Consider the following 21,542-nt stretch of genomic DNA (forward strand, 5'->3'; position numbering starts at 1 on the left):
CGCTAACCAGCACTGCACTCAAGCAGAAACTCACGCGAGAACGCCTCAAACGCCTCTGGCGTGAGCTCTGCCTGCTTACCAAACCGTTTTTCAACTAATTTATCAAAGCAAGCTTGGTAAGGATCATCTGCACCACCTGCCATCACACGGTTAAGATGGACCGCACTCAAGCCCTCTTGATCATCAAGCAAGTTGTAGTACTTAACCACCGTCCCTATGCAGGTGGTGGGTCTATCATCAAGCTTACCCGGCGGTATCAGACTCAGTGCAGCGGTTTCGCTATCATCTGAAATCTCTTGGCTGTAGGAGGCATCTCCTGCCAAGCGCATGAGCGCATCAGGGTTTACGTTCAGCTCAACCAGCAACTCCTTCTCCGAGATCAGCTTGGCAGATTTGATACCACCATTACAGCGCTGCCCCGCCTCCTCAATACTGGTGAGATAATCCCGCGTACCCGGTGAAATATCCGAAATACGCCCAACCACAAAGATCTCTGACACTAGCGGCTCACTGCCCTGTTTATCATGCACGAGCAGCAGCTCCATCGCATCATCAAGCACGCCCACAGGCTGATAGACAGCAAACCCTTGCGGTTCGCCTGCGGTATTAGCAGGACGCTTCGCGTAGTAGCCACCGGGCGTGAGCTTCACCGGGATATCCTCTAGCGCCGCAGAACACGCATCCATATCAAACGCGCCGCCATCGGCTTCATGCTGTTTCAGCGGTTGCAAACAAAGCGGATGAAACACCGGAATATCGTCGGGACCAGCGAAACTGCGTTCTGCCACCACCGATGAGCTAAAGCCCAAAGAAATTCCGCACAGCGAGGCCAGCACTAGGGAGCGTATCTGCATCAAACAACCACTATATTAGGTTTCAGGTTACGCCTGCCAAAGCCATCTTTAAGCTGCGGCAAAGCGTTTGTTATCTCAGGACGATATGGTAACGTCAGCGCACCAATATACAAGGGAATATACCATGGCACAGCGCCGCACCATTCTTATTACTGGCTGCTCTTCGGGCATCGGCTTAGCTGCCGCACAGCAACTTAAATCGCGTGGATACCACGTTTTTGCCACTGCGCGCCAAGAACAAGATGTTGCGCAACTGCAATCACAGGGCCTTCAAGCTCACCTACTCGATTTAGACGATAGCCAATCGATTGAACACGCGGTGAACTGGGTACTTGCAGAGACCGGCGGCGAGCTATACGCCCTTTTCAATAACGGTGCTTACGGCCAGCCCGGCGCAGTTGAAGACCTATCCCGTGACGTGCTGCGCCAACAGTTCGAAACCAACCTCTTTGGCTGGCTTGAGCTAACCAATAAACTTCTACCTGTGATGCGCCAGCAAGGCTATGGCCGCATCATCCAGAATAGCTCGGTACTCGGGTTAATTACCCTAAAATATCGCGGTGCATACAACGCAAGTAAATTCGCACTTGAAGGCCTTAGCGATACACTGCGTCAAGAGCTGCATGGCTCAGGTGTTTATGTGAGCCTGATTGAACCGGGCCCCATCACCAGTAAGTTTCGTGACAACGCCTTCGCCAAGTTCCGCGCCAATATCGACACCTCAAACAGCGCTCACAAAACCACGTATGAGGCGGTCGAAAACCGTTTAGCCAAACAAGACAGCGCACAAGAGACGGACTTTCTCACACTAGGCCCAGAAGCGGTGGTCAATAAACTGATACACGCCTTAGAAGCCAAACGACCACGCAACCGCTACTACGTTACCCTGCCCACCTACTTGTTTGCTTATCTGCGTCGCTTGCTACCTTCATGTGCGCTGGATTACGTGCTGCGCCGAGTTGCAGACCAAGAAAACCGGAAATCGTGACGAACTTACATCTTCGTAATATCCGAGATGTACTTCGCCTATATAGGGCGACTCAACGAATTCCCCAATCTAAGTAAATACGCTGATACTAACCGGCCCCAAAAACGGCAGCCGATCAAAGGCTGCCACACGCTTGTTAGCTGTTCAGTGCCTGATAGATCACAGCAAGCAACGCGAGTACTTGGTTAAACCAAGAGGATTCCGCTGGCCGCTCTGCCACGTTGCTATCTGTTGAACGCGGGCCGCTGATATAAGGGTTCTCATTGCCCTGCAAACGGGCGATCTCTTGGTTGCGCTGGCGCTCCCAATGATCTACTGGATCTTGTTTATCCCAAGCTTCAAACAACTGGGTTTGCTGCTTGCTCAAACGCACGCCGTACTGATCGCGCATGTAGAAGTAGCTACGGGCAATATCGCCACGACGGTGCTCAGGCGGCTCGACCTTACGGGACTTAAAATGCACTTCCATATCGCACGCACCGTAGCTACGCGGCTCGCCCGAGAGCATCGCAAAACTATAATTTGAGCGATCGCCGTTTACCTCACCAATGGCGGGCACCAGATTATGCATGTCGGCTTCCATAGTACGAAAGCGCTCATCTTTACGGCAGTTCTTGCGCCCACCCTCTTGCCAGCATTGCAATTGATGGCCGAAAGCCCACGCGGGCATGACATGCTCCCACTCGATGCGGCTTGCACGATTGGCGTTTTTACGGGGTACATAGCCGCAAGATTCATGCAAGGGCACCAGTTTTTTGCCCTCTTTCACGAATTCACAGCCGCAATAGAAGCTGGTGGCTTGATCTGCATAGATCTCACTCAGCGTACGTTTGGATTGGCTAAAAGAGGCACCAGCAAAACTGGGAGCCGCGAGTGCCAGCGATGCTGACACGCAGAAAACAGACGATATAAAACGATGACGCACAGAAAATCTCTTACAACATGAGATGCGCAATCATCCTTTACTGACACATCAAATCTATTAATTTCAATAAATTATAATGATTTATTAAAGCTCAATCAAAGTTTATATGTGAATCAAATTACCTACAGTTCCGAAAACGGCTAGTGCTTTTCGGGCAGCCGCTTTAACCTGATAACTCAAGTTTGGAGCACACTATGGATCAGGAAATTTTTAGACAGGCTAGGCTCTCAAGAGATGCTCGTTTTGATGGCCAGTTTTTTATCGCAGTGAAAACAACCGGTATCTATTGCCGCCCCATCTGCCCTGTACAGCTGCCCCGCGAAGAGAACGTACGCTATTACACAGCCGCCATTGCAGCAGCTGAGGATGGCTACCGGCCCTGCCTACGTTGTCGCCCCGATGCTGCGCCGGGATCCAACCCGTGGCGCGGGGTGAATACAACGCTGGATCGTGCATTAAGCCTCATCAATGCGGGTGAACTTTCCGATACCAGCATGCCTGAGCTGGCAAGCCGCTTAGGCATTACAGACCGCTACCTACGGCAGCTGTTTCAGCAGCATCTTGGCGTTGCTCCAAAGCGTTATGCCCAGTATCAGCAGTGCTTGATGGCCAAGCAGCTACTGCACACCACCACGCTACCGATTACAGATATCGCCTTGGCAAGTGGCTTTCAGAGTGTGCGCCGCTTCAACGACTGCTTCCGTAGCTTCATGAAGCTGTCCCCTAGCGAAATGCGCCGCGAAAAGCGCAGCAGCGAATGCAGTGCCATTACCCTCCATATGAGCTATCGCCCGCCCTTTAACTGGGCGCATCTGCACGGTTTCTTAGCACGGCGTGCCATCGCACAGCTGGAGATCGTAGAAGCCAATAGCTATGCGCGCAGCTTCGAGTGGGCGGGTACGAAGGGTGTATTTCGCTTAAGCGCTGAACCTGAAAAGCATCGCTTCAAACTGGAGCTTGCATTAGAGGATTTAAGCAAGCTACGCAGCGTTTGTAGCAATATCCGCAGGCTGTTTGATCTAGACGCAGACAGCCACACCATTGATGCACACCTCACGCAGCACTTTAGCGCCCTTATGCCCATCACAGCGGGAATACGTTTGCCCGGCACATGGAGCCTATTTGAAGCAGGCGTGCGGGCGATATTAGGCCAGCAGGTCTCGGTGGTTGCCGCTAAAAAGCTTGTTGAGCAGCTCGTGGCGGAACTTGGCGAGCCACTGAACAGCGCGGCGCTGAACCAGTTAGAGCCATTAAAGCTATTCCCCACCCCCACCGCACTAGCCAATAGCGACCTTGCATTTTTAAAGATGCCGAATGCAAGAAGGGAAACCCTACGGGCTTTTGCCCAAGCATTCGCGACAGATGCGGCAACAATGCAGTCACCGGATCATTGGCAGAGCATTAAAGGGATTGGCCCCTGGACGATAGATTATGCGAAGATGCGGGGACTCAGCGATCCAGATATCTATCTTGGTGGCGATCTTGGGGTAAAGAATCGCATTAAAACGCTAGATAGAGAGATCTCGCCAGATAGCGCGGCGCCTTGGCGCAGCTACTTAACTCAACACCTTTGGCATCAACCTCCAGACACGGAACAGGAGTAACCTATGGCGTACCTTACTCGCTACTTAGACTCACCGATTGGCACGCTAGTACTGCGCGCAGACGATAGCGCGTTGCGCGAAATTCTGTTTGTCGAAGCACCAGAAGCGGTTGCTGACGCCTCGCCTATTCTGGACGCGGCATGTGCGCAATTAACAGCGTACTTTGCGGGTGAACTGATGCAGTTTGACCTGCCGCTTGGAGGCGAAGGTACCGAGTTTCAGCGGTCAGTGTGGGGAGCACTCACCACGATACCCTACGGCGAGACCTGCAGCTACGCGGATATCGCGCACAAAATCGACAACCCGAAGAGCGTACGTGCGGTGGGCATGGCAAATGGTAAAAACCCACTCAGCATTGTGGTGCCATGCCACCGAGTGATCGGCAGCAGCGGCAAGCTCACTGGCTATGCTGGCGGGTTATCAAGAAAGGAGTGGCTGCTCGCGCATGAAGCCGCTCACTCCGATTACAGATTGGTTTAGTCTTCTGTATCTAAACCAAGGAAGCCGCCAGTCTGGTGGGCCCAAAGCTTGGCGTAGATGCCGCCTTTGGCCACCAGCTCTTGGTGGGAACCCTGTTCGACAATCTCGCCGCCATCCATCACGATCAGGCGATCCATCGCCGCAATAGTCGAGAGCCGGTGCGCAATCGCGATAACCGTTTTGCCCTCCATCAACTGATACAAGCTCTCTTGAATCGCCGCTTCGACTTCAGAGTCCAGCGCCGATGTGGCCTCATCCAAAATCAAAATGGGCGCATCTTTAAGCAGCACACGCGCAATGGCAATACGCTGACGCTGCCCGCCAGAGAGTTTCACACCTCGCTCACCCACTTGCGCTTCAAAGCCAGTATTGCCGTTAGGGTCAGTGAGGTCATTGATAAAGTCTAACGCTTGCGCCCGCGTCACTGCGCTTAATAGCTCTGCTTCGCTGGCATCAGGACGACCATAGAGGATGTTTTCACGCACCGAGCGGTGCAGCAGCGAGGTATCTTGTGTCACCATACCAATCTGCTTACGTAAACTCTCTTGCGATACAGTGCTGATATCCTGCCCATCAATCAAAATACGGCCTGACTCAACATCGTAAAAGCGCAGCAGCAGGTTCACGAGGGTCGATTTACCTGCCCCTGAGCGGCCTACCACACCGATCTTCTCACCGGGCTTAATGGCAAGATCAAGCCCTTCCATAACGCCCGAGCCTTTCCCGTAGTGGAATGTCACGCTGCGGAAATCAACTTCACCTTGTGGCACTTCAAGCGCACGGGCATCGGGTTGATCAACCACTGATTGCGGCTTCGATAGCGTCGAGACACCATCCACAATCGTGCCGATATGCTCAAACAGCGAACCGATCTCCCACATAATCCACTGCGCCATGCCGTTTACCCGCAAGGCCAAACTGACCGCCACAGCGATAACACCCACACTAATAGCATTTTCTGTCCATAACCAAAGGGACAGTGCTGCCACAGAGAACGCCAATGCATAGTTGATGAACTGGACCGAGAAGTTCAAACCGGTTACTAAACGCATTTGGCGATAAACGGTATCTAAAAAGCCGGTCATGCTCTCTTCGGCATAATCCGCTTCACGTTCCGTGTGGGCAAACAGCTTCACGGTTTGAATATTGGTGTAACTATCAACCACCCGCCCAGTCATTACGCTGCGCGCATCTGCCTGCTCGGTACTGATACGCTTAAGCTTAGGGATGAAATAAAGCTGGATACCGATATAGGCAGCAAACCACATCAGCATCGGAATCATTAAACGCCAGTCGGCCTGCGCCACAACAAAGACAATCGCCAAGAAATAGACCGTAACAAACACCAATACATCAAGCAGCTTCATCACCGCTTCACGAATGGAGAGGGAGGTCTGCATCATTTTGGTGGCAATACGCCCAGCAAAATCATCGCTGTAGAACGACACGCTCTGTTTAAGCAGGTACTTATGGCTAAGCCAGCGGATCGCCATGGGGTAGTTGCCAAGCAACGTTTGATGGACGATCAAGCCGTGCAACAAGACAAGACCCGGTAGCAATACCAACACCACCAGCGACATCGCCAGTAATGTAGGCCATTCATCAGAGAACAAGGTTTCAGGTGATTGATTGACCAACCAATCCACCAAATCCCCCAGAAAGCCGAACAGAGTAACCTCGGCTATTGCGATCGCGGCAGAGAGCAGCGACATGATAATCAAGTAACGCTCACAGCCTTGCGTGTAGTGGCGGCAAAAAGCGATGAGGCCTTTGGGGGGCTGCTCTGCCTCCCGGTCGGGAAACGGAGCAACCAAGCGTTCAAAAAACGCGAACATCTACATTCCTTATCTAGTGCAATTTAAGTTTGGGCTTGATTGTACTGCCAATCTTGCGTGCAATCATGCTTAGCGTACCGCGCCACCAGCCATGAATCGCAATCTGGTGCATGCGGTAAAGAGAGATATAAACAAAGCGGGCAACTCGACCTTCAACAAACATCGAGCCTTTGGTGAGGTTACCCATCAGGCTCCCCACGGTGCTGTATTTGCTTAGGTTAACAAGCGATCCGTAATCGGAGTAGACATAATCCTGCAACGGTTTGTTGTTCTCCTGTGCCAGGATATTACGATACACCAACGTCGCCATCTGGTGGGCAGACTGCGCTCTTGGCGGCACCCAACTGCCATCCGCTTGTTGGCAGCCGCAGCAGTCGCCGATCACGTAGATCGCCGCATCATCAACGCTTTGTAGTGTAGGTTCTACGAGAATTTGCCCCGCTCGGTTTGTTTCAAATGCGCCACAGGCTTGAATAAAAGGCGGCGCTTTCACGCCAGCCGCCCAAACCGTTAGGTCCGCATTGATCGCTTCCTCGTCTGCGGTCATAAACCCTTGTGCGGTGGCTTCGGTGATGCGGGTGTTCTCGCGCAGTTCAACGCCCAAGCGCTGTAACTCTTCGCGGGCAGATTGCGCAATACGATCAGGCAGTGCTGGCAAGATGCGCGGACTGGCTTCAATCAGCATCACCTTGAGTTGATCTTTACGGATGCCCGACATGCCATACATACGCAGTAGCCCAACCACATGGTAAAGCTCCGCAGAAAGCTCAACACCCGTGGCTCCGCCACCCACAATCGCTAAACTCAATGTCGCTTCGCTATCACCCTGATTAAGGCGCAAGAACTGGTTTAACAGCGCTTGGTGGAACTTACTGGCTTGTCGGTGCGAGTCTAAGAAGTAGCTGTGTTGGCTAACGCCCGGTGTGCCGAAATCATTGCTGACACTGCCTACCGCAAGCACCAGCGTGTCGTAAGCCAGCTGACGCGCAGGAACAATCTCAACGCCCTCTTCGTCAACGATGCTGTCTAACTGAATGCGCTGGGCTTCACGATCGATCCCAATCATCGTACCTAATTGGAACTCATACCCGTGTGATCTGGCATGAGCACGGTACACCACACCGTCGGTTTCAGTGTCGAGCGAGCCGGTAGCCACTTCATGCAGCAATGGTTTCCAGATGTGCGTGCGGCTACGATCCACTAAGATGATCTTTGCGCGCTGCTTCTTACCTAATTTATCGCCTAGCTTAGTCGCAAGCTCTAAACCGCCTGCTCCGCCTCCTACTACAACAATCGTTTTCATCTTACATTTCCTTAAAATAGAGTCAGGCGAAAACGCTTATAAAAACGCCCTCGCCTGACCTATTTCATTGAAAATGCAGCTTACTCCTGTTAGACGCTACAAATCTATACTCTGATCGACCTAACTTTAGGCGATTCATGCAACAGACCGTTGGTACTTTCGATCATATTTATCGCGTGGCAAACATATCTGCGGCTAAAAGATAGTCGATCACGGCACGCGTGCGCGGCGGAATTTGACGCCGCGATGGATACACCAAGGAGAACACCACCGTTTCACTGCTGACCGAGGGCACCAACTGCACCAAGCGTCCAGCGGCGATTTCACTATGTACCGTGGTGGGCAATAGCGCGCCAATCCCTAAACCATTGAGCACCATCTGCTGCATCATCAAAGGTGAGTTGCAGCGGTAGCAGTAGCGCGGCTCAATTTCGATATATTTACCGTGCTCTTGTAGCCCCACCACATTGATACTAGGGGTATGAAAGTTAATCCAACTATGCTGGTGCAGATCAGCCAGTGTACTAGGTGTGCCGTGCCGCGCGAGGTACTCCGGGCTTGCAAACAAACCAAATGTTTCCTGATGCAAAACCCGAGCAATCACCGAGTCATCCCGAGGAACACCAATCCGTATTGCTAGATCGATCTGCTCGCTGATTAAGTCCAACCGGCTGTCATTGAGGATAAGGTCCAACTCAACCTGCGGATAGTGCACCTGAAAATCTCTCAGTACAGGGAGTAAGTACTTGTGAGCGATGTCATGATTCATCGTAATCGCAACGCGCCCGCTGGGTACTTGCGCGGTGACCGCAGCCTCAACGCCACTTAAGATTTCAGGTAGCTGCCGCGCTTGCGCATACACCTGCTGCCCCTCTAGCGTGATCTTTAATTGCCGCGTTGAGCGCTGCAAAAGGCGCACGCCAAGGTCTTTTTCCAACTGGGCAACCTGCTCGCTAATTCGGGAACGGCTACTGTGCAGTTTACGCGCAGCACCCGCAAAACTACCGCACTCCACCACCGTTGCAAACACCGCAAGCAAACGCAGATGGGAAAACTCAATTGTACTCAAAACCTGCCAGAGTCAATCCAATGATAATAGCGCTAAGCATTGCGCATACCGCTCATTAATCTTAAATACAAATCGATTAGAAGCATGACTATGATTAATGGACGGCTAGCTAGGCCAACACGTTTTCAAACGTCTTTTACAAACCACCCTAGCCGCTAATATCGTGGCGCTCGTACGTGAACCTGCTAAAGCCGTGCATCTAAAAACCTTGGTACGAAAGTACGCAAAGCAAATTACAAACAGAGCGCAATGCTTGGCGATGCAAGCTTTGCTGGCATCTGAGCAAAACTATGTAGGCCACACCCATAAGTTGGCGAGTGATCAAGGCTTGATGCTGACAGCGTTAGCCGCGCAGATCACTGAACAAAGCAGTAAAGAGGTTCCTTACAGCAATAAGTAGCAAACAACTCGAAAGAGAGACTAATAGGAGTGATATTAAAATGGATACCATTAATACAAAAGTGGAAAAATTAGATCTCAGCAATATTGTAAAGAAGGTGCAAGAAAAAACCGGTATGTCTGAACGCCTTGTAAAAAGAGCAGAATCGCTTTACCGACAATTTCTGATTCTACATGCCAAATACCCAAACAATATTATTGTTCCACCGCACTTGGCGGACGAAATGTGGCACGAGCACATTTTAAGCAGCAGAAACTATGTGGATGCATGCAATAACTTGTTTGGAGAGTACCTCCACCACCATACGGACGATACAGCCGACGTCCTAAGCCAAGGGTGGAAAAGCAGTAAGGAGCTTTATGCCTCTGAATTTGGTGTGGACTTATTAGAGCTGAGGCAAGTTGCCTCTCTATGCAGAGTTTAAAACTGTTTCTTTACGGCAAAAACACCAATGGCGTTAGAATATTTTTTAGTCACGCACGCCAAGTCGACCACAAACTCAAAAAGCCTAAAAGAACCCAAAAGAACCCAAAAGAGGAGTTTGCTGCGCTATTGGTAAATATTGGTCTGCCTGAAGGGTTTGCTGGTGCGTTAGCTGATGCTGAAGATCACGCATCACGTGGCTGGTTAGAGGATAACAGCCAAACACTCAGCCAGTTATTGGGGCGCAACACGACACCGCTGAGCAAAAGCATCAGCGAAGCGCTGCAGTAACTCTTATTGCTCTGCTTGCCTGCAAGCAGAGCAATACCTTATAACGGGCAGGCCTATTTAACGCCTAGGTGCTCTAGGTAAGTATCTAATACCAAGTTGAAGCGTGCGCCTTTGCGCGTAATCACCGAAAACTGCGTATCAAAACTAAACTCATCGGGGCACACTGCCCTCATCCGTTTTTCAGATACCCAGCGCTGGGCCAAATGCTCGGGCAAGTAGCCGATGTATTGGCCCGTTAGAATCAGGAAGGCAACCCCTTCACGGTCAGTGGCGGTAGCGGAGGTTTTCAGCGCTTGATAGCAAGATTTAATCTCTGGCGTTTGCGCATAGGCAGGCATCACTGCATCCCATGCGGCAATATCAATGTGCTCGTCTGGCTGCGTAAATAATGGATGTGAATCCGCGCAGTAAAGCTGCGAACGCTCCCCATACAGAGGGTAATAGTTGAGCCCCGGCAATGCGCGCAGTGTTGGCACCACCCCTACATGAAGGCGGCCATCCAGTACCCCCAATTCGATCTCGCTAGGCGGAATCATGCGGATATTGATACTCACATCTGGCCCCTGCTGCTTTAAGCCTGCCAGCGCATTGGTGAGCGTCATATGCGGCATTGTCACTAGGTTGTCAGTGATACCGATATTCAGTTCGCCCACCAACTGGGTGTGCAGAGTATTAACCTGCGTGCGAAAGGTTTCGAGGGATGAGAGAAGTTGCAAGGTGTAATCGAATACCTGTTGCCCCTCTTCCGTTAGCGCAAAACCAGAGCGGCCACGCTGGCACAACCGAAACCCTAAACGCTGCTCCAAATCCGACATCGATAAACTGATCGCCGAACGCGTGATGTTCAACGACACCTCTGCCGCCGAGAAGCCACCGCACTCAACAACGGTTTTAAAAATCCGCAACATACGCAGATCCACATCGCCCAACTGGCCGGTAAACTTTTTCACTTTTTTCATAAAAATTCTCGGCTTACACCACCATTAGCAACCACTAAAACACTCGATCAGACGCGAATTCACGCAAATATCTTCTATCGCTAGTCAGATAACTGTAACAAACATTAGTCGTTTTTAAGTTAAGCAATTACTTACCTGAAAGAAAGAAATTTCATATTTAACCCTTTTTCTCCCCTGCGCATAGTAAGTCAAGCGCTACTTCAACACAGGTCAGCGCCGACAGAGACCAATATAAAAGATATAAATAATGGGGTCGTACCGATCATGAAAAATACTATTAAAACGATAATTTCTGGTTGTGTTCTTGCAACATCTGTTTCCCTCAGCACAGCTCAGGCGGGCGAAGATTTCATCTTTGCCCAAGCGATGACAACAGATCACATCTTCCACTCCGCCTCCGAAAAATTTATCGATAACCTCAAAGCCCGCCAATCGGCATATAGCCCTGAATACCACCCAGGTGGCGACTTGGGAGACTGGACATCTCAGTTCGAGCAGGCGATGCAGGGGGTTATTCCCATGACAATCACCTATGGCGCATCTGAGTTTGATCCGCGCTTAGATCTAACATGGCTCGGTTATGTGGTAGACGACTGGGAGTCAGCACGTAAAGCCTACGGGCCAAATGGCCCCATGCTCAACGTGTACAACGAGATCATGGCTGATAACGACCTTGTCGTATTGGGCTTGATTCCTACCGGCTTCGGCTCCATCACCATGCGCAAAGGCGTGGATAAAGTCCCAACCAACTTCCCAGAAGATGCGGCTGGCATCAAGATGCGCGTTGTACCAACGCCTTTGGCGATCGAGCGTTTTGCAAACTGGGGCTTCTCTGCCGTACCGATGCCATTCGCAGAGCTCTACACCGCCCTGCAGCTTGGTACCGTTGATGGCCGCGCCTTTGGCCCTGCGGTAGAGATCTGGCAGATGCGCGATGTGCTGCAAAGCTACATCCTCACGCGTGATTACTTTGAGCACGCGTTCTGGGTTGTAAACAAAGATTGGTGGGAAGATCTGCCAGAAGCTGAGCGTAATAAGATGCGTGCCGCTGCAGATGAGACGCTAGCTTGGGTATGGACAGAAGCAGAGCGTATCGATAACGGCTACCTGCAACAGGTGCGCGATTACGGCATCGACGTGGTTGAGCTAACAGACGCGCAACGCAACAAAGCCAAAGAGCTGCTTTACGCCAACGAATGGCCTTACATGGAGAAGGTCGTTGGTTCTGAAATCATGGATATGATGCGCAAGATCGCCGGCATCAACTTATCTGACGAATAAATTCACACGCGGCTCGCTGGCTTAACGCCAGTGAGCCCTCTGCTATTCGTTTTGAAAGGATCCATGTTATGCGCAACACTACCGAGCCCACCGAACGCACATCGGTTGGCGACACCAAAATTTACGACTACGACCCTAACCTCAGCAATCATCCTCTACCGCCCCACTTGCATGCTGTTGTCCCCGAGCAAAGCAGCGCACTGGGCCGCGTGCTGGTGCAATTCGAGCGCCTGTTAAACGGGATATTTTGCACACTCATGATAGCCGCATGCCTTGGCCTTGCGTCTCTGATGTTTGTCCAGATTGTGCTGCGCTATGGTTTCGAGTCCCCCTTCACCGGCATCGAAGAAGCAGCCGTGCTGCTGGGTGTATGGATCTATTTCTTGGGCATGGGATATGCCACCCGTCAGCGCGAGCATATCCACGGCGGCATCGTCAGCTTGGTGGTGCATGACCCTATCAAAGTCAGCACTATTCGGTTTGTCGGCTCTGTGGTTTGTATGATCGCTGCCTGCATCTTCGGCTACTTTGCCTGCAAATATGCGTTTTTTGTCATCGGCAAAGGCCGCATGAGTATCAACCTACAGTGGCCGCGTGGTCTTTGGAGCGGCAGCATGATTATCGGCTTCGCCATGATGGTGGGCTACTTCCTACTTGAAGCGATCAACGAATATTTAGATCTATCTGCACGCATCAAACATGCGCGCAACGTGAAGGAGGCAGCCGAATGACTCTGTTTCTTATCGCAATGGCGATTGTCGTCGTTCTTATCCTCATGGAGATTCCCGTCGCATTTGCGTTTGGCATCGGTGCTGTGCTGTTTGCCTACACAACCGGCAACAATATCTCCTTTCTTATCCCACACGGATTCAAAACAGCCAGTGGCTTTGCGCTGCTCGCGCTGCCGCTATTCATTTTTGCAGGGTTGTTGATGGCCGAAGGCGGTATATCCGAGCGGCTGCTGAACTTTGTTAACGCGATTGTTGGCCGCGTAAAAGGCGGCTTAGGTGCGGTAACCGTGCTGACCTGCGCCCTATTTGGTGCGATCTCGGGCAGCTCTTCAGCAGCGATTGCGGCGGTTGGCCAAATTATGATCCCGCGGATGATTCGCGAGGGCTACCCAGAGGGCCACGCAACCGCGTTAGTGGCGTGCTCATCTGTACTCGCGCTGTTGATTCCGCCAAGCATCCCGATGATTGTCTTCTCGATTACTGGCGGTCTTTCGGTGGGTGCGGCGTTTTTATCGACGATTATTCCCGGCATCCTTCTGACAGTTCTCTACTGTGCACTAAATATTTGGTTTGTCCGCGACAACCCCAACATCAAGCTTGAACCTGCGCTACCGCTGGGGCAGTCGGTTAAAAATATTGCCAAAACCGGATACAGCGCTTCGTTCGCGTTGCTCATGCCCGTTATTATTTTGGGCGCGATCTACAGCGGTATCGCAACACCAACTGAAGCGGCGGCAATTGCCGTGATCTATGCCATCCCTGTGGGGCTATTTATCTACAAAGGGATGTCGCTACGCAGCTTGGGGAGCGTCACGGTACGCGCCGTAACAATGACCGGTTCGATCATGGCGGTGCTGTTCTTCCTGTTCATCATGAGCCGCGCCATGATCTTGGAGCAGGTACCAAAAGAGCTCGCCGAAGCGCTGTTGAGCTTCTCTGATAACAAGTACGTCTTACTGTTTATGATCAATATTCTACTGCTGCTGATCGGCATGATTGTTGATGATATCTCTGGGAGCGTGCTGGCAGCGATTATCTTCTTGCCAATCATTACACAGCTTGGCATCGACCCGATCCACTTTGCTGCCGTTGTTGGCGTAAATCTAGGTCTTGGCAACGTATCACCGCCGTGTGCGCCGATGCTCTACATGGCCGGGGGCGTCAGTAAGCTGTCGTTAGACCGCTATATCGGGCCGACGCTTAAGTTCCTTTGTTTGGGGCATTTGCCAATGGTATTTTTGGTGACATTCGTGCCGGATTTATCACTGTTCTTACCCCGCCTACTGATGGGCTACTAACCAAGAAGGCGCCAAACACGGCGCCTTCTCTATTTTGATGCCAAGTTAAAAGCGATCATTCCCCGCGGCACCAAGATTATTGATCTTGCGCTTTCTCAATAGCTTGAGCAGCACATTTCGCAACGACCGCAGTATTGGATACAACACCGCCGAGCGCTGCTTTGAGCTAAACACCCAGTAGTTAATCCGGTTAAGAAAACCCGACCGGCTACCAATTAACGCCAACGCGTGAATCGCATCCGCTCCGTAGTAAAGCTGATCGCCCAGTTTGAGCACCATGCCTTGGTCGATATCCAAGCCTTGCGCTGTGATCTCCTCCATCACCTTGCTCGGTTGGCGCGCATCCACAATGGTTAACTCCCCCAAACTTTTGCGGATATTCACCACTTGGCAATACGCGTGACAGGCCGGGCATTCCTGATCATAAATTAACAGTACCTCTTTGCGTGCCACACACCTTCCCCCTAGAGCCTTTTCAGCAGTAAAGCATGTGACTGATAGCAGTGCATCTCTTTTTAGGCGGTGACATGCACCCACCGCACACGCAAACCAGCAAACCAGCAAACCAGCAAACCAGCAAACCAGCAAACCAGCACATAGGCCGTGGTGGCAAAACTTATCACCTGCTTGACGAGCGCTAGTAGCTGACTTAGGATTAAACCGTACCGAACGGTACGGTACTATTATATGATAGCAAAAAGGAGAAGCTCTTAGATGAAAGCCCTAACAGCACTAGCACTGGTCACCGCAGGTATAGCCGCATATGGCGCCATCCAATATCAAACAACACGCAGCCAACTTGCTGCGTTTCACCAACAGGTTCACGACGCGGCAATAGCGGCAGACGCCAACTACTCTATCCCTAGCGCCCTGCCAGCCCCGGTTACGCGCTATTTAACCTATACCTTTCCCAATGGCGTGCCGGCAGTAGCGCTGGTGCGTGTTGGCATGCAGGGGGAGTTTCGTCGCCCACAGCATGAGGAGTTCAACCCCACCACCGCTAAGCAAAGCCTCGCTCCCGCCGTTCCAGCGCTAATGTTTGAAGCGGATACACCAATATTACCGGGAGTTTGGGCAACGGCTTATGATGCCTACATTGATGGAAAGATGGAGATGAAAGCGAAGCTCTTTGGCGCTTTTACCGTGATGGATCAACCGGCAACTCCAACTCTCAATCAGATCAGTTTAAGACGCTGGTTGCTCGAATCGCCCCTCTATCCGCAAGCGCTCATCCCAAGCCAATACATACGCTGGGAAGCGATAGATAACGAACACGCACGGGTGATCGCCTCGTTCAAAGGCTTGGAGGCTAGCATGATCGCCAAAATCGACATGCTGGGCCGGTTAGTGCATCTGCGCGCAGAACACGATGGTGACCTTAACACGCCCTATCACGGCTCGGGCGAATACGCCGCACGCTCCGATTACCGCTTGGTAGATGGTATGATGATTCCGCATCGGTTTGTTATCGCCCGTCATGCAAACGGTACCGACTACCCGTTTTGGGATGGCCAGATCACAAGCTACATCACTCAACTTTATGCAAACGACTAAATCAGGGCAAAAGGTGTCAAAAAGAGAGCAGCTACTCAACGCAGCGATGGAGCTTTTGGTCGATCAAGGCAATATGGCGTTCAGCATGAACGCGTTAGCCCGCCACGCAGGCGCATCAAAAGAGACCCTCTACCGCCACTTCGGTAATAAACAGGGCTTATTTGAAGCGATTGTCACGGAAAACGCCGATCAAGCAGGCTTAACTGCAGACTATTTTTCTGCGCACCCGAACAACCCGGCCGGCTTTTTAACCGCGTTCGGTGAGGCGTTGCTCACCTTTCTGATGAGCCCGCAATCGATTGTGATTAACCGCATCGTGATTGCTGAGGCCGCCAGTAATCCCGAGTTAGCGTTAATACTAGACAAGCATGGTCGCCAGCGCGTTGCACAATCGGTTGGTGCACAGTTCAGCCGCTACCTTGAGCAAGGCCTTGTCTCTTCAGAGGCTACTCAGTCTCTCAACTACTTTCTGGGGCTTTTGCTGCAAGACAGCCAAATTAAAGTGCTAGACGGCTCTATTCCACCGCTGACAAAACCAGACATTAGCGCACGGGCGGAACACGCAGCCGCACTTTATCTAAAGCTCTTTGCTTGCTAACGCACAGCGCTGATTCTTGTTGCGTTGTGCATGGAGTCAATGTCTACAGCGGCGCGATGCTGATTTGATGGGGCTTGCCGACAAAATCTGCCATCTGCTTGCAGTCATCAATAGCGCGCGCTCGCGCCTTGTAGTTTGCTATAGCAACATGGGTATCGTCGTTTAACACAGCATACACTCGATAGTGGCTGAACACGCCTTTACTTGGCATCGCTCGAAACCCTTTGATGTTGGATAGCGCGTAAACGCGGTTAAAGATCGTGTATAAGCTGCTTGCTTTAAGTTGTATCGTTTGAGCAGATAGATCAAAACGGCACACGTAGCCGCCAAAAGTGCCACTCCAACCTAACCAACAGATAAACCCTGAGACCCATATCGGCAGCGAGTCAGCTTTGGCTGACATAGAGACATTAAGCAAGCCAATGGCCAAGAAGAAACCACATAAGAGCGCTAATAATAGCTTAGCTAATCTGGGTTGCCGGTAGACGGCTTTATCCTGTGACAGTTTTTTAAAATACACTAGACCACCCCAAATTTTATAAGCCCGGCAAGCGCTGTAAAAACAAAAAACGGTATCAAGAGCTTTAGAAAGCTTTTACGGCTCCATAACTCTATAAAAACAACATCATGCGTGTGACTATCTAACGCTTCTAAATCAAATGAAGCCTTTGTTTGGTTATTATCTAAAGAGTACTTTGATGCCAAGTAAGAGTGACTAGAGATGGTATGTATCGGTGTTTTATTGGGCCAATCAGATATGGTTTCGACAGCGCTAATACCACACTTGGCAGCTAAGAAAGCGATAAACCCTTTTGCATCTTCGACGGTTCGAAGCTCATATATCTCTCCAACCAGCCTTACCTGATAGGGACCCTCTGCCCTAGTGCAACTGAGCTCACACGCAGCCGCATCGAAGGACGATACAAGATGACTCTTTTCAAACTGGCCCCAGAGGGATTTTTTTAAGTAGATGCCTTTCCTGAGCACATCAAACTCAAACCGACGTTTCCAGCCAAGGAGCAACGCGATGACGCTCAAAAGTAAAATGGCCGATCCCATAAAAAAGAGGCGCTCATCCGCTTTACTCACGAACGCCATCACAGCGCAAGTTAAACAAGGGATAAGTAAAACCAACGCAAATAGCCGCGCCATCCTCTCTCGATTAGACGGAATTATCAGATTGCCATTCTGGTTGATTTTTAGCCACTTTCTTAAATTTTCAGATAGGTTTTTATAATCCACTTATATAGCCTTACGGGCCAACTAAATACCCACATCCATACAAAATTCTTTTAAACTCAAAGCACCGAGTCTTAAGGTCTAACGTAAACTCTCTGTTATATATTTACTGCAACAACCCCTCAGACCACAGCGCTATTACAATGTCCATTTGAGAGTTATGCGCCTTTGATTCAGAGCCACAGGATTGGATCCATAGCTTTTTTAAGTCATTTCCAAGGCTTGGATCTTGTTTAATTAATGCTAGCGCTTTTAAAGCGTACTGCTTGTTCAAAACCGATTTCGTATAGCTACCGCTCGGTACACCTTTGATAAAACCATCTTCGGTCAAGCCGAGAAACGCGTTTTTTGGACATGCTTTTTTAATCGAAGCGGTGCGCTCTTTAAACTTACAAGCAGCAACCTTATCCCACGCTGCTCGTGGGCAAGACCCGTCTTTAGCGATACGAGCTGCCTTAATTGCTATTTCGCCATACTTGTTCATTTGGCCTCCTTGCAGATAGCACCCATTGCAGTGGCACGCGAATGCGTACCCATCTGAGGTGCAGTTTGTCTTATTACATGTTTATGGTGGCTGCCAGCGCTATAATCACCGGAATAAAGCACCTTAAACTCCGAACAAAAGCTATCACAGATAGAACCTAAACGCTTAGCTCCGCTGGGACATCGGTAATCTTTACAAGCGGCGGACAGTGCTCGAAGCCAAACACATCTGGCCATTCTGCGCGGCGAACTAAGCTGCCCTGCAGGCAAAAACTCTCTAGCGTTCGGAGCCATTAGCTTAAAATTTGTAGCCGCGCAGCTCTGTTGCACTGAGTCTAATTTTGGCGGTGCGCAGATGCTCAGGCACGTGCGATATGCTAGTATGTCCCACCTTTTTTTCATCAAGTGAAATGTCTATGTTCGATTCTTTCTCCATGCGCCTGAATAAATACATTAGTGAAAGTGGTATTTGCTCGCGCCGCGAGGCCGACCGTTTTATTGAACAGGGCAATGTCTACTTAAATGGTAAACGCGCCAAGGTGGGCGATCAGGTTTCACCTGGCGATGTGGTTAAGGTGAATGGCCAGCTGATTGAAGCGCGTGAAGCGGAAGATTTAGTCTTTATCGCACTGAACAAGCCGGTGGGTATTGTGAGTACCACTGAGAGCAGCGAGCGCGATAATATCGTTGATTTTGTCCGCCATAGCACCCGTATCTTCCCTATCGGGCGCTTAGATAAAGACTCACAAGGCTTGATCTTTCTTACCAACAATGGCGACTTGGTAAACAAGATACTGCGCGCAGGTAATGAGCACGAGAAAGAGTATCTGGTCACTGTTAACAAGCCGTTTCACGATGATTTTATCGAAGGTATGTCGAACGGCGTGCCGATACTCGGCACCAAAACCAAAAAGTGCAAGGTGGTTAAAACCAGCCCAACAGCCTTTAAGATCACGCTAGTTCAAGGTCTGAACCGACAGATCCGCCGAATGTGTGAATATTTTGGTTATGAGGTGGTGAGCCTTGAGCGCTTCAGAATCATGAATGTCGATCTGAAAGGCCTACCGGTTGGCGAATGGCGCGACCTGACCGAGAAAGAGCTTAAAACCTTACTGGACGCCGTAGCAAGCTCTTCATCTGAGGCACCGGCTGGACGTAAAAGCTCGCAAAGACGTGGCAGACCGCAAAACGGCGCTAAGCAATCACGGGCCGGTGGCTCTAGCCGCTCTGGTAATAGCACCAAGCCCCGCGGTCAAGGCTCAGCAAAGCCAAGAACATCGGATGGGAAAAACAAACCCGGTAGCCGCAAACCTGCCTCAAAAACTTCACGCCAAACCACCGGTGAGCAAGCAAGAGGCGCAGGTAAAAAACATGCCGGTACGCGCCCTAGTAAAAAAGCGGCAGGACGCAGCCAGCAACGCGGTACTCAGTCCAAAGCTAGCTCGTCAAAGCCCGGTAAACGCCGCCGCTAGACGAATTAGCCTTTGAAGCCTTTGCCGACCAAGTAAACTTCGCGCGAGCGAGGGCGAGAAGCATCAGGTTTGCGGATAACCACTTTATTAAAGGATGTACGCACATCTTTGAGGTATTCGTCGTAGCTCTCGCCTTGGAAAACCTTCACTACAAAGCTGCCATTGGGCTTGAGCACCTGCCGCGCCATATCTAGCGCAAGCTCAACCAAATACATGGACGATGCTTGGTCGGCGGTTTTAACGCCACTGATATTAGGTGCCATATCAGAGATCACCAAATCCACTGGAGAGTCCCCTAGCAGCGCCATAATGTCTTCAAATACGGCATCTTCAGTGAAATCACCTTGGATAAAATCAACGCCGGGTAAGGCATCCATCGGCAGGATATCAGACGCCACAACACGGCCGTTATCACCCACCAAAGGTGCCACCACCTGCGACCAACCACCCGGCGCACTTCCCAGATCCATCACCACCATACCGGGTTTTATGAGCTTATCCTTGTCAATCAACTCGAGGATCTTGTAGCTGGCACGCGAGCGGTAGCCATCAACCTGCGCGCGCTTTACATAAGGGTCATTGACATGCTCACTGAGCCATTGATTACTGCTTTTAGATCTTGCCATATTGCTACTCTGGGAACTTACACAAAGGTGGTTTTAACAAAGGCGCGCATTATACACCACCTTGCTCCGGCTGGCTGCTACATGGCTTTTTGTTTACTCAGAAGATATTTCGAAGCGCAGGCTTCAGGTACAATGGCGCCCGCTGGCACTAAGAGCGATTAACGCCTTCACTGTTCCAAACGTTTAGTAACCGCGCTGATGGCGGCAACATGGCCGTATCAACCGCCACAACCATGCTGGCGAATCGGCTGAACAACGCCCTTGGCAGTGAAAACCACCATGAAAACCTACGCTAAAATCAAAGAGACGCCCAATGAAACTGGACGACATTAAAAAGCTACATCAAAAAAAGTACCGCACTGAGCTAGGTTATTTTCTGGTAGAGGGCGAACACCTTATTCTAGAGTTGGAAAAAGCTGCAAAAACCAACCCGTTGTTAGCCGCTGCCAAAGTGTATACCAGCGAGAGCTATGGGATTTTCGAAACCACGCTTGAGCAGTTGCAGATCTCTGATAAGCAGATGCAGAAAATCTCCGATACTAAATCGCCCCAAGGGATTGTTGCGGTGGTGCCGCTCAGTGCTGCGTTACTCCAGCCCTCCAACACGGCTCAACCACGCACCATCTATTTACACGAGATACAAGATCCCGGCAACTTGGGCACCATTTTGCGCACGTTAGCGTGGTTTGGTGGCTTTACATGTGTACTCAGCCCCAATAGCGTAGACCCCTTCAACCCCAAAGTGGTGCGCGCCAGCATGGGGGCGATTTTTCATGTGCCGATTGAGGTGGATGTTTCGCTGAGTGATCTACAAACACGTTTTGACCGGTTCGCCTGCTTAGATATCAAAGGCACTGAACTGTCTGCCCCTGCATTTACTGAACACCAGTGTTTTATCTTTGGGAATGAAGCACGAGGCGTGCCCCGCGAGCAGCTAGCAGCGTTAAACGTGCAGGCCTTTTCGATACACGGCAACGGTGCTTTGGAATCGCTAAACCTAGCAACCGCCGTCAATATGTGCGCCTACGAACTTAACCGCTAGTGTATTTACCTTTTTACCTAAAGCGCACATAGGTACTTCTCTGTCTGCAGCAAGCCGCCCGGTAATTTAACGCCGTAACAGGCTAGC

At 50.8% G+C, this 21,542-nt stretch carries 24 protein-coding genes; 13 read left to right on the plus strand and 11 right to left on the minus strand.

Annotation, left to right across the window (positions count from 1 at the left end):
* Positions 1-2: 2 nt before the first annotated feature.
* Positions 3-854 carry a hypothetical protein gene (locus tag EOE65_RS07645; protein WP_127693726.1) on the minus strand — a complete coding sequence of 284 codons (852 nt, stop codon included), beginning with the start codon at positions 852-854 and terminating at the stop codon, positions 3-5.
* Between the two features lie 124 nt (positions 855-978).
* Between EOE65_RS07645 and EOE65_RS07650 the strand changes: the two genes are divergently transcribed.
* Positions 979-1,842: an SDR family oxidoreductase gene (locus EOE65_RS07650; RefSeq protein WP_127693727.1), complete on the plus strand. Its 864-nt coding sequence runs from the start codon at positions 979-981 to the stop codon at positions 1,840-1,842.
* Positions 1,843-1,978: 136 nt separating this feature from the next.
* Here the strand turns inward: EOE65_RS07650 and EOE65_RS07655 are convergent, their stop codons facing one another.
* Positions 1,979-2,767 carry an endonuclease gene (locus tag EOE65_RS07655; RefSeq protein ID WP_127693728.1) on the minus strand — a complete coding sequence of 263 codons (789 nt, stop codon included), beginning with the start codon at positions 2,765-2,767 and terminating at the stop codon, positions 1,979-1,981.
* 194 nt (positions 2,768-2,961) lie between these two features.
* Here EOE65_RS07655 and EOE65_RS07660 point away from each other — a divergent pair, with 194 nt between their 5' ends.
* Positions 2,962-4,371, plus strand: a complete 1,410-nt coding sequence (locus tag EOE65_RS07660; protein ID WP_127693729.1) for a DNA-3-methyladenine glycosylase 2 family protein — start codon at positions 2,962-2,964, stop codon at positions 4,369-4,371.
* 3 nt (positions 4,372-4,374) lie between these two features.
* Positions 4,375-4,851 (plus strand): methylated-DNA--[protein]-cysteine S-methyltransferase, encoded by a 477-nt coding sequence (locus tag EOE65_RS07665; protein ID WP_127693730.1) that lies wholly within the window; start codon positions 4,375-4,377, stop codon positions 4,849-4,851.
* On the opposite strand, the gene EOE65_RS07670 is transcribed toward EOE65_RS07665, so the two are convergent.
* From EOE65_RS07670 to EOE65_RS07680, 3 genes are all read right to left on the minus strand, one after another.
* Positions 4,848-6,686, minus strand: coding sequence for an ABC transporter ATP-binding protein (locus EOE65_RS07670; RefSeq protein ID WP_127693731.1), 1,839 nt, complete (start codon positions 6,684-6,686; stop codon positions 4,848-4,850). The two genes, EOE65_RS07665 and EOE65_RS07670, sit on opposite strands and share 4 nt — an antisense overlap.
* A 13-nt stretch (positions 6,687-6,699) precedes the next feature.
* Positions 6,700-7,989, minus strand: a complete 1,290-nt coding sequence (locus EOE65_RS07675) for an NAD(P)/FAD-dependent oxidoreductase (RefSeq protein ID WP_127693732.1) — start codon at positions 7,987-7,989, stop codon at positions 6,700-6,702.
* Positions 7,990-8,158: 169 nt separating this feature from the next.
* A complete protein-coding gene (locus EOE65_RS07680; RefSeq protein WP_127693733.1) occupies positions 8,159-9,058 on the minus strand; it encodes a LysR family transcriptional regulator in 900 nt (299 codons plus the stop codon).
* A 163-nt stretch (positions 9,059-9,221) separates the two neighbouring features.
* On the opposite strand from EOE65_RS07680, the gene EOE65_RS07685 reads away from it, so the two are divergent.
* The 3 genes from EOE65_RS07685 to EOE65_RS07695 are packed head-to-tail and all read left to right on the plus strand — an operon-like array spanning position 9,222 to position 10,172.
* On the plus strand, positions 9,222-9,458 hold the full coding sequence (locus EOE65_RS07685; protein WP_127693734.1) for a hypothetical protein: 237 nt from the start codon (positions 9,222-9,224) through the stop codon (positions 9,456-9,458).
* Complete coding sequence (locus tag EOE65_RS07690) at positions 9,451-9,882, plus strand: glycine-rich domain-containing protein (RefSeq protein ID WP_276317505.1); 432 nt, start codon at positions 9,451-9,453, stop codon at positions 9,880-9,882. Before EOE65_RS07685 ends, EOE65_RS07690 begins: the two co-directional genes overlap by 8 nt.
* Entirely contained in the window at positions 9,870-10,172 is a 303-nt protein-coding gene (locus tag EOE65_RS07695; protein ID WP_127693736.1) for a hypothetical protein, read from the plus strand. The genes EOE65_RS07690 and EOE65_RS07695 overlap by 13 nt, the downstream gene beginning before the upstream one ends.
* A gap of 53 nt (positions 10,173-10,225) precedes the next feature.
* On the opposite strand, the gene EOE65_RS07700 is transcribed toward EOE65_RS07695, so the two are convergent.
* Positions 10,226-11,131 carry a LysR family transcriptional regulator gene (locus EOE65_RS07700; protein WP_127693737.1) on the minus strand — a complete coding sequence of 302 codons (906 nt, stop codon included), beginning with the start codon at positions 11,129-11,131 and terminating at the stop codon, positions 10,226-10,228.
* A gap of 264 nt (positions 11,132-11,395) precedes the next feature.
* On the opposite strand from EOE65_RS07700, the gene dctP reads away from it, so the two are divergent.
* The 3 genes from dctP (at position 11,396) to EOE65_RS07715 (ending at position 14,441) form a co-directional block, all read left to right on the plus strand.
* Entirely contained in the window at positions 11,396-12,412 is a 1,017-nt protein-coding gene (gene dctP, locus EOE65_RS07705) for a TRAP transporter substrate-binding protein DctP (protein ID WP_127693738.1), read from the plus strand.
* Between the two features lie 68 nt (positions 12,413-12,480).
* On the plus strand, positions 12,481-13,143 hold the full coding sequence (locus EOE65_RS07710) for a TRAP transporter small permease (RefSeq protein ID WP_127693739.1): 663 nt from the start codon (positions 12,481-12,483) through the stop codon (positions 13,141-13,143).
* Positions 13,140-14,441, plus strand: a complete 1,302-nt coding sequence (locus EOE65_RS07715) for a TRAP transporter large permease (RefSeq protein ID WP_127693740.1) — start codon at positions 13,140-13,142, stop codon at positions 14,439-14,441. Before EOE65_RS07710 ends, EOE65_RS07715 begins: the two co-directional genes overlap by 4 nt.
* A 45-nt stretch (positions 14,442-14,486) precedes the next feature.
* Here EOE65_RS07715 and EOE65_RS07720 read toward each other — a convergent pair whose 3' ends face one another.
* Complete coding sequence (locus EOE65_RS07720) at positions 14,487-14,894, minus strand: DCC1-like thiol-disulfide oxidoreductase family protein (protein ID WP_127693741.1); 408 nt, start codon at positions 14,892-14,894, stop codon at positions 14,487-14,489.
* Positions 14,895-15,155: 261 nt separating this feature from the next.
* Here EOE65_RS07720 and EOE65_RS07725 point away from each other — a divergent pair, with 261 nt between their 5' ends.
* On the plus strand, positions 15,156-15,995 hold the full coding sequence (locus EOE65_RS07725; protein ID WP_127693742.1) for a DUF6920 family protein: 840 nt from the start codon (positions 15,156-15,158) through the stop codon (positions 15,993-15,995).
* A 13-nt stretch (positions 15,996-16,008) separates the two neighbouring features.
* The gene (locus EOE65_RS07730; protein ID WP_164847049.1) at positions 16,009-16,593 is read left to right on the plus strand and encodes a TetR/AcrR family transcriptional regulator; all 585 of its coding nucleotides are present in this window, start codon (positions 16,009-16,011) and stop codon (positions 16,591-16,593) included.
* Positions 16,594-16,636: 43 nt separating this feature from the next.
* Here the strand turns inward: EOE65_RS07730 and EOE65_RS07735 are convergent, their stop codons facing one another.
* From EOE65_RS07735 to EOE65_RS07745, 3 genes are all read right to left on the minus strand, one after another.
* Entirely contained in the window at positions 16,637-17,113 is a 477-nt protein-coding gene (locus tag EOE65_RS07735; protein WP_127693744.1) for a hypothetical protein, read from the minus strand.
* The gene (locus tag EOE65_RS07740; protein ID WP_127693745.1) at positions 17,113-17,835 is read right to left on the minus strand and encodes a hypothetical protein; all 723 of its coding nucleotides are present in this window, start codon (positions 17,833-17,835) and stop codon (positions 17,113-17,115) included. The genes EOE65_RS07735 and EOE65_RS07740 overlap by 1 nt, the downstream gene beginning before the upstream one ends.
* Positions 17,836-17,938: 103 nt before the next feature.
* Positions 17,939-18,316 (minus strand): DUF6979 family protein, encoded by a 378-nt coding sequence (locus tag EOE65_RS07745; protein ID WP_127693746.1) that lies wholly within the window; start codon positions 18,314-18,316, stop codon positions 17,939-17,941.
* A gap of 415 nt (positions 18,317-18,731) precedes the next feature.
* Here EOE65_RS07745 and rluF point away from each other — a divergent pair, with 415 nt between their 5' ends.
* On the plus strand, positions 18,732-19,787 hold the full coding sequence (gene rluF, locus EOE65_RS07750; RefSeq protein WP_127693747.1) for a 23S rRNA pseudouridine(2604) synthase RluF: 1,056 nt from the start codon (positions 18,732-18,734) through the stop codon (positions 19,785-19,787).
* A 5-nt stretch (positions 19,788-19,792) separates the two neighbouring features.
* Here the strand turns inward: rluF and rlmE are convergent, their stop codons facing one another.
* The gene (gene rlmE, locus EOE65_RS07755; RefSeq protein ID WP_127693748.1) at positions 19,793-20,413 is read right to left on the minus strand and encodes a 23S rRNA (uridine(2552)-2'-O)-methyltransferase RlmE; all 621 of its coding nucleotides are present in this window, start codon (positions 20,411-20,413) and stop codon (positions 19,793-19,795) included.
* A gap of 313 nt (positions 20,414-20,726) precedes the next feature.
* Between rlmE and EOE65_RS07760 the strand changes: the two genes are divergently transcribed.
* A complete protein-coding gene (locus tag EOE65_RS07760) occupies positions 20,727-21,455 on the plus strand; it encodes a TrmH family RNA methyltransferase (protein WP_127693749.1) in 729 nt (242 codons plus the stop codon).
* The last annotated feature ends 87 nt before the right edge of the window (positions 21,456-21,542 follow it).

The organism is Neptunomonas marina (assembly GCF_004005935.1).
Lineage (GTDB): Bacteria > Pseudomonadota > Gammaproteobacteria > Pseudomonadales > Balneatricaceae > Neptunomonas > Neptunomonas marina.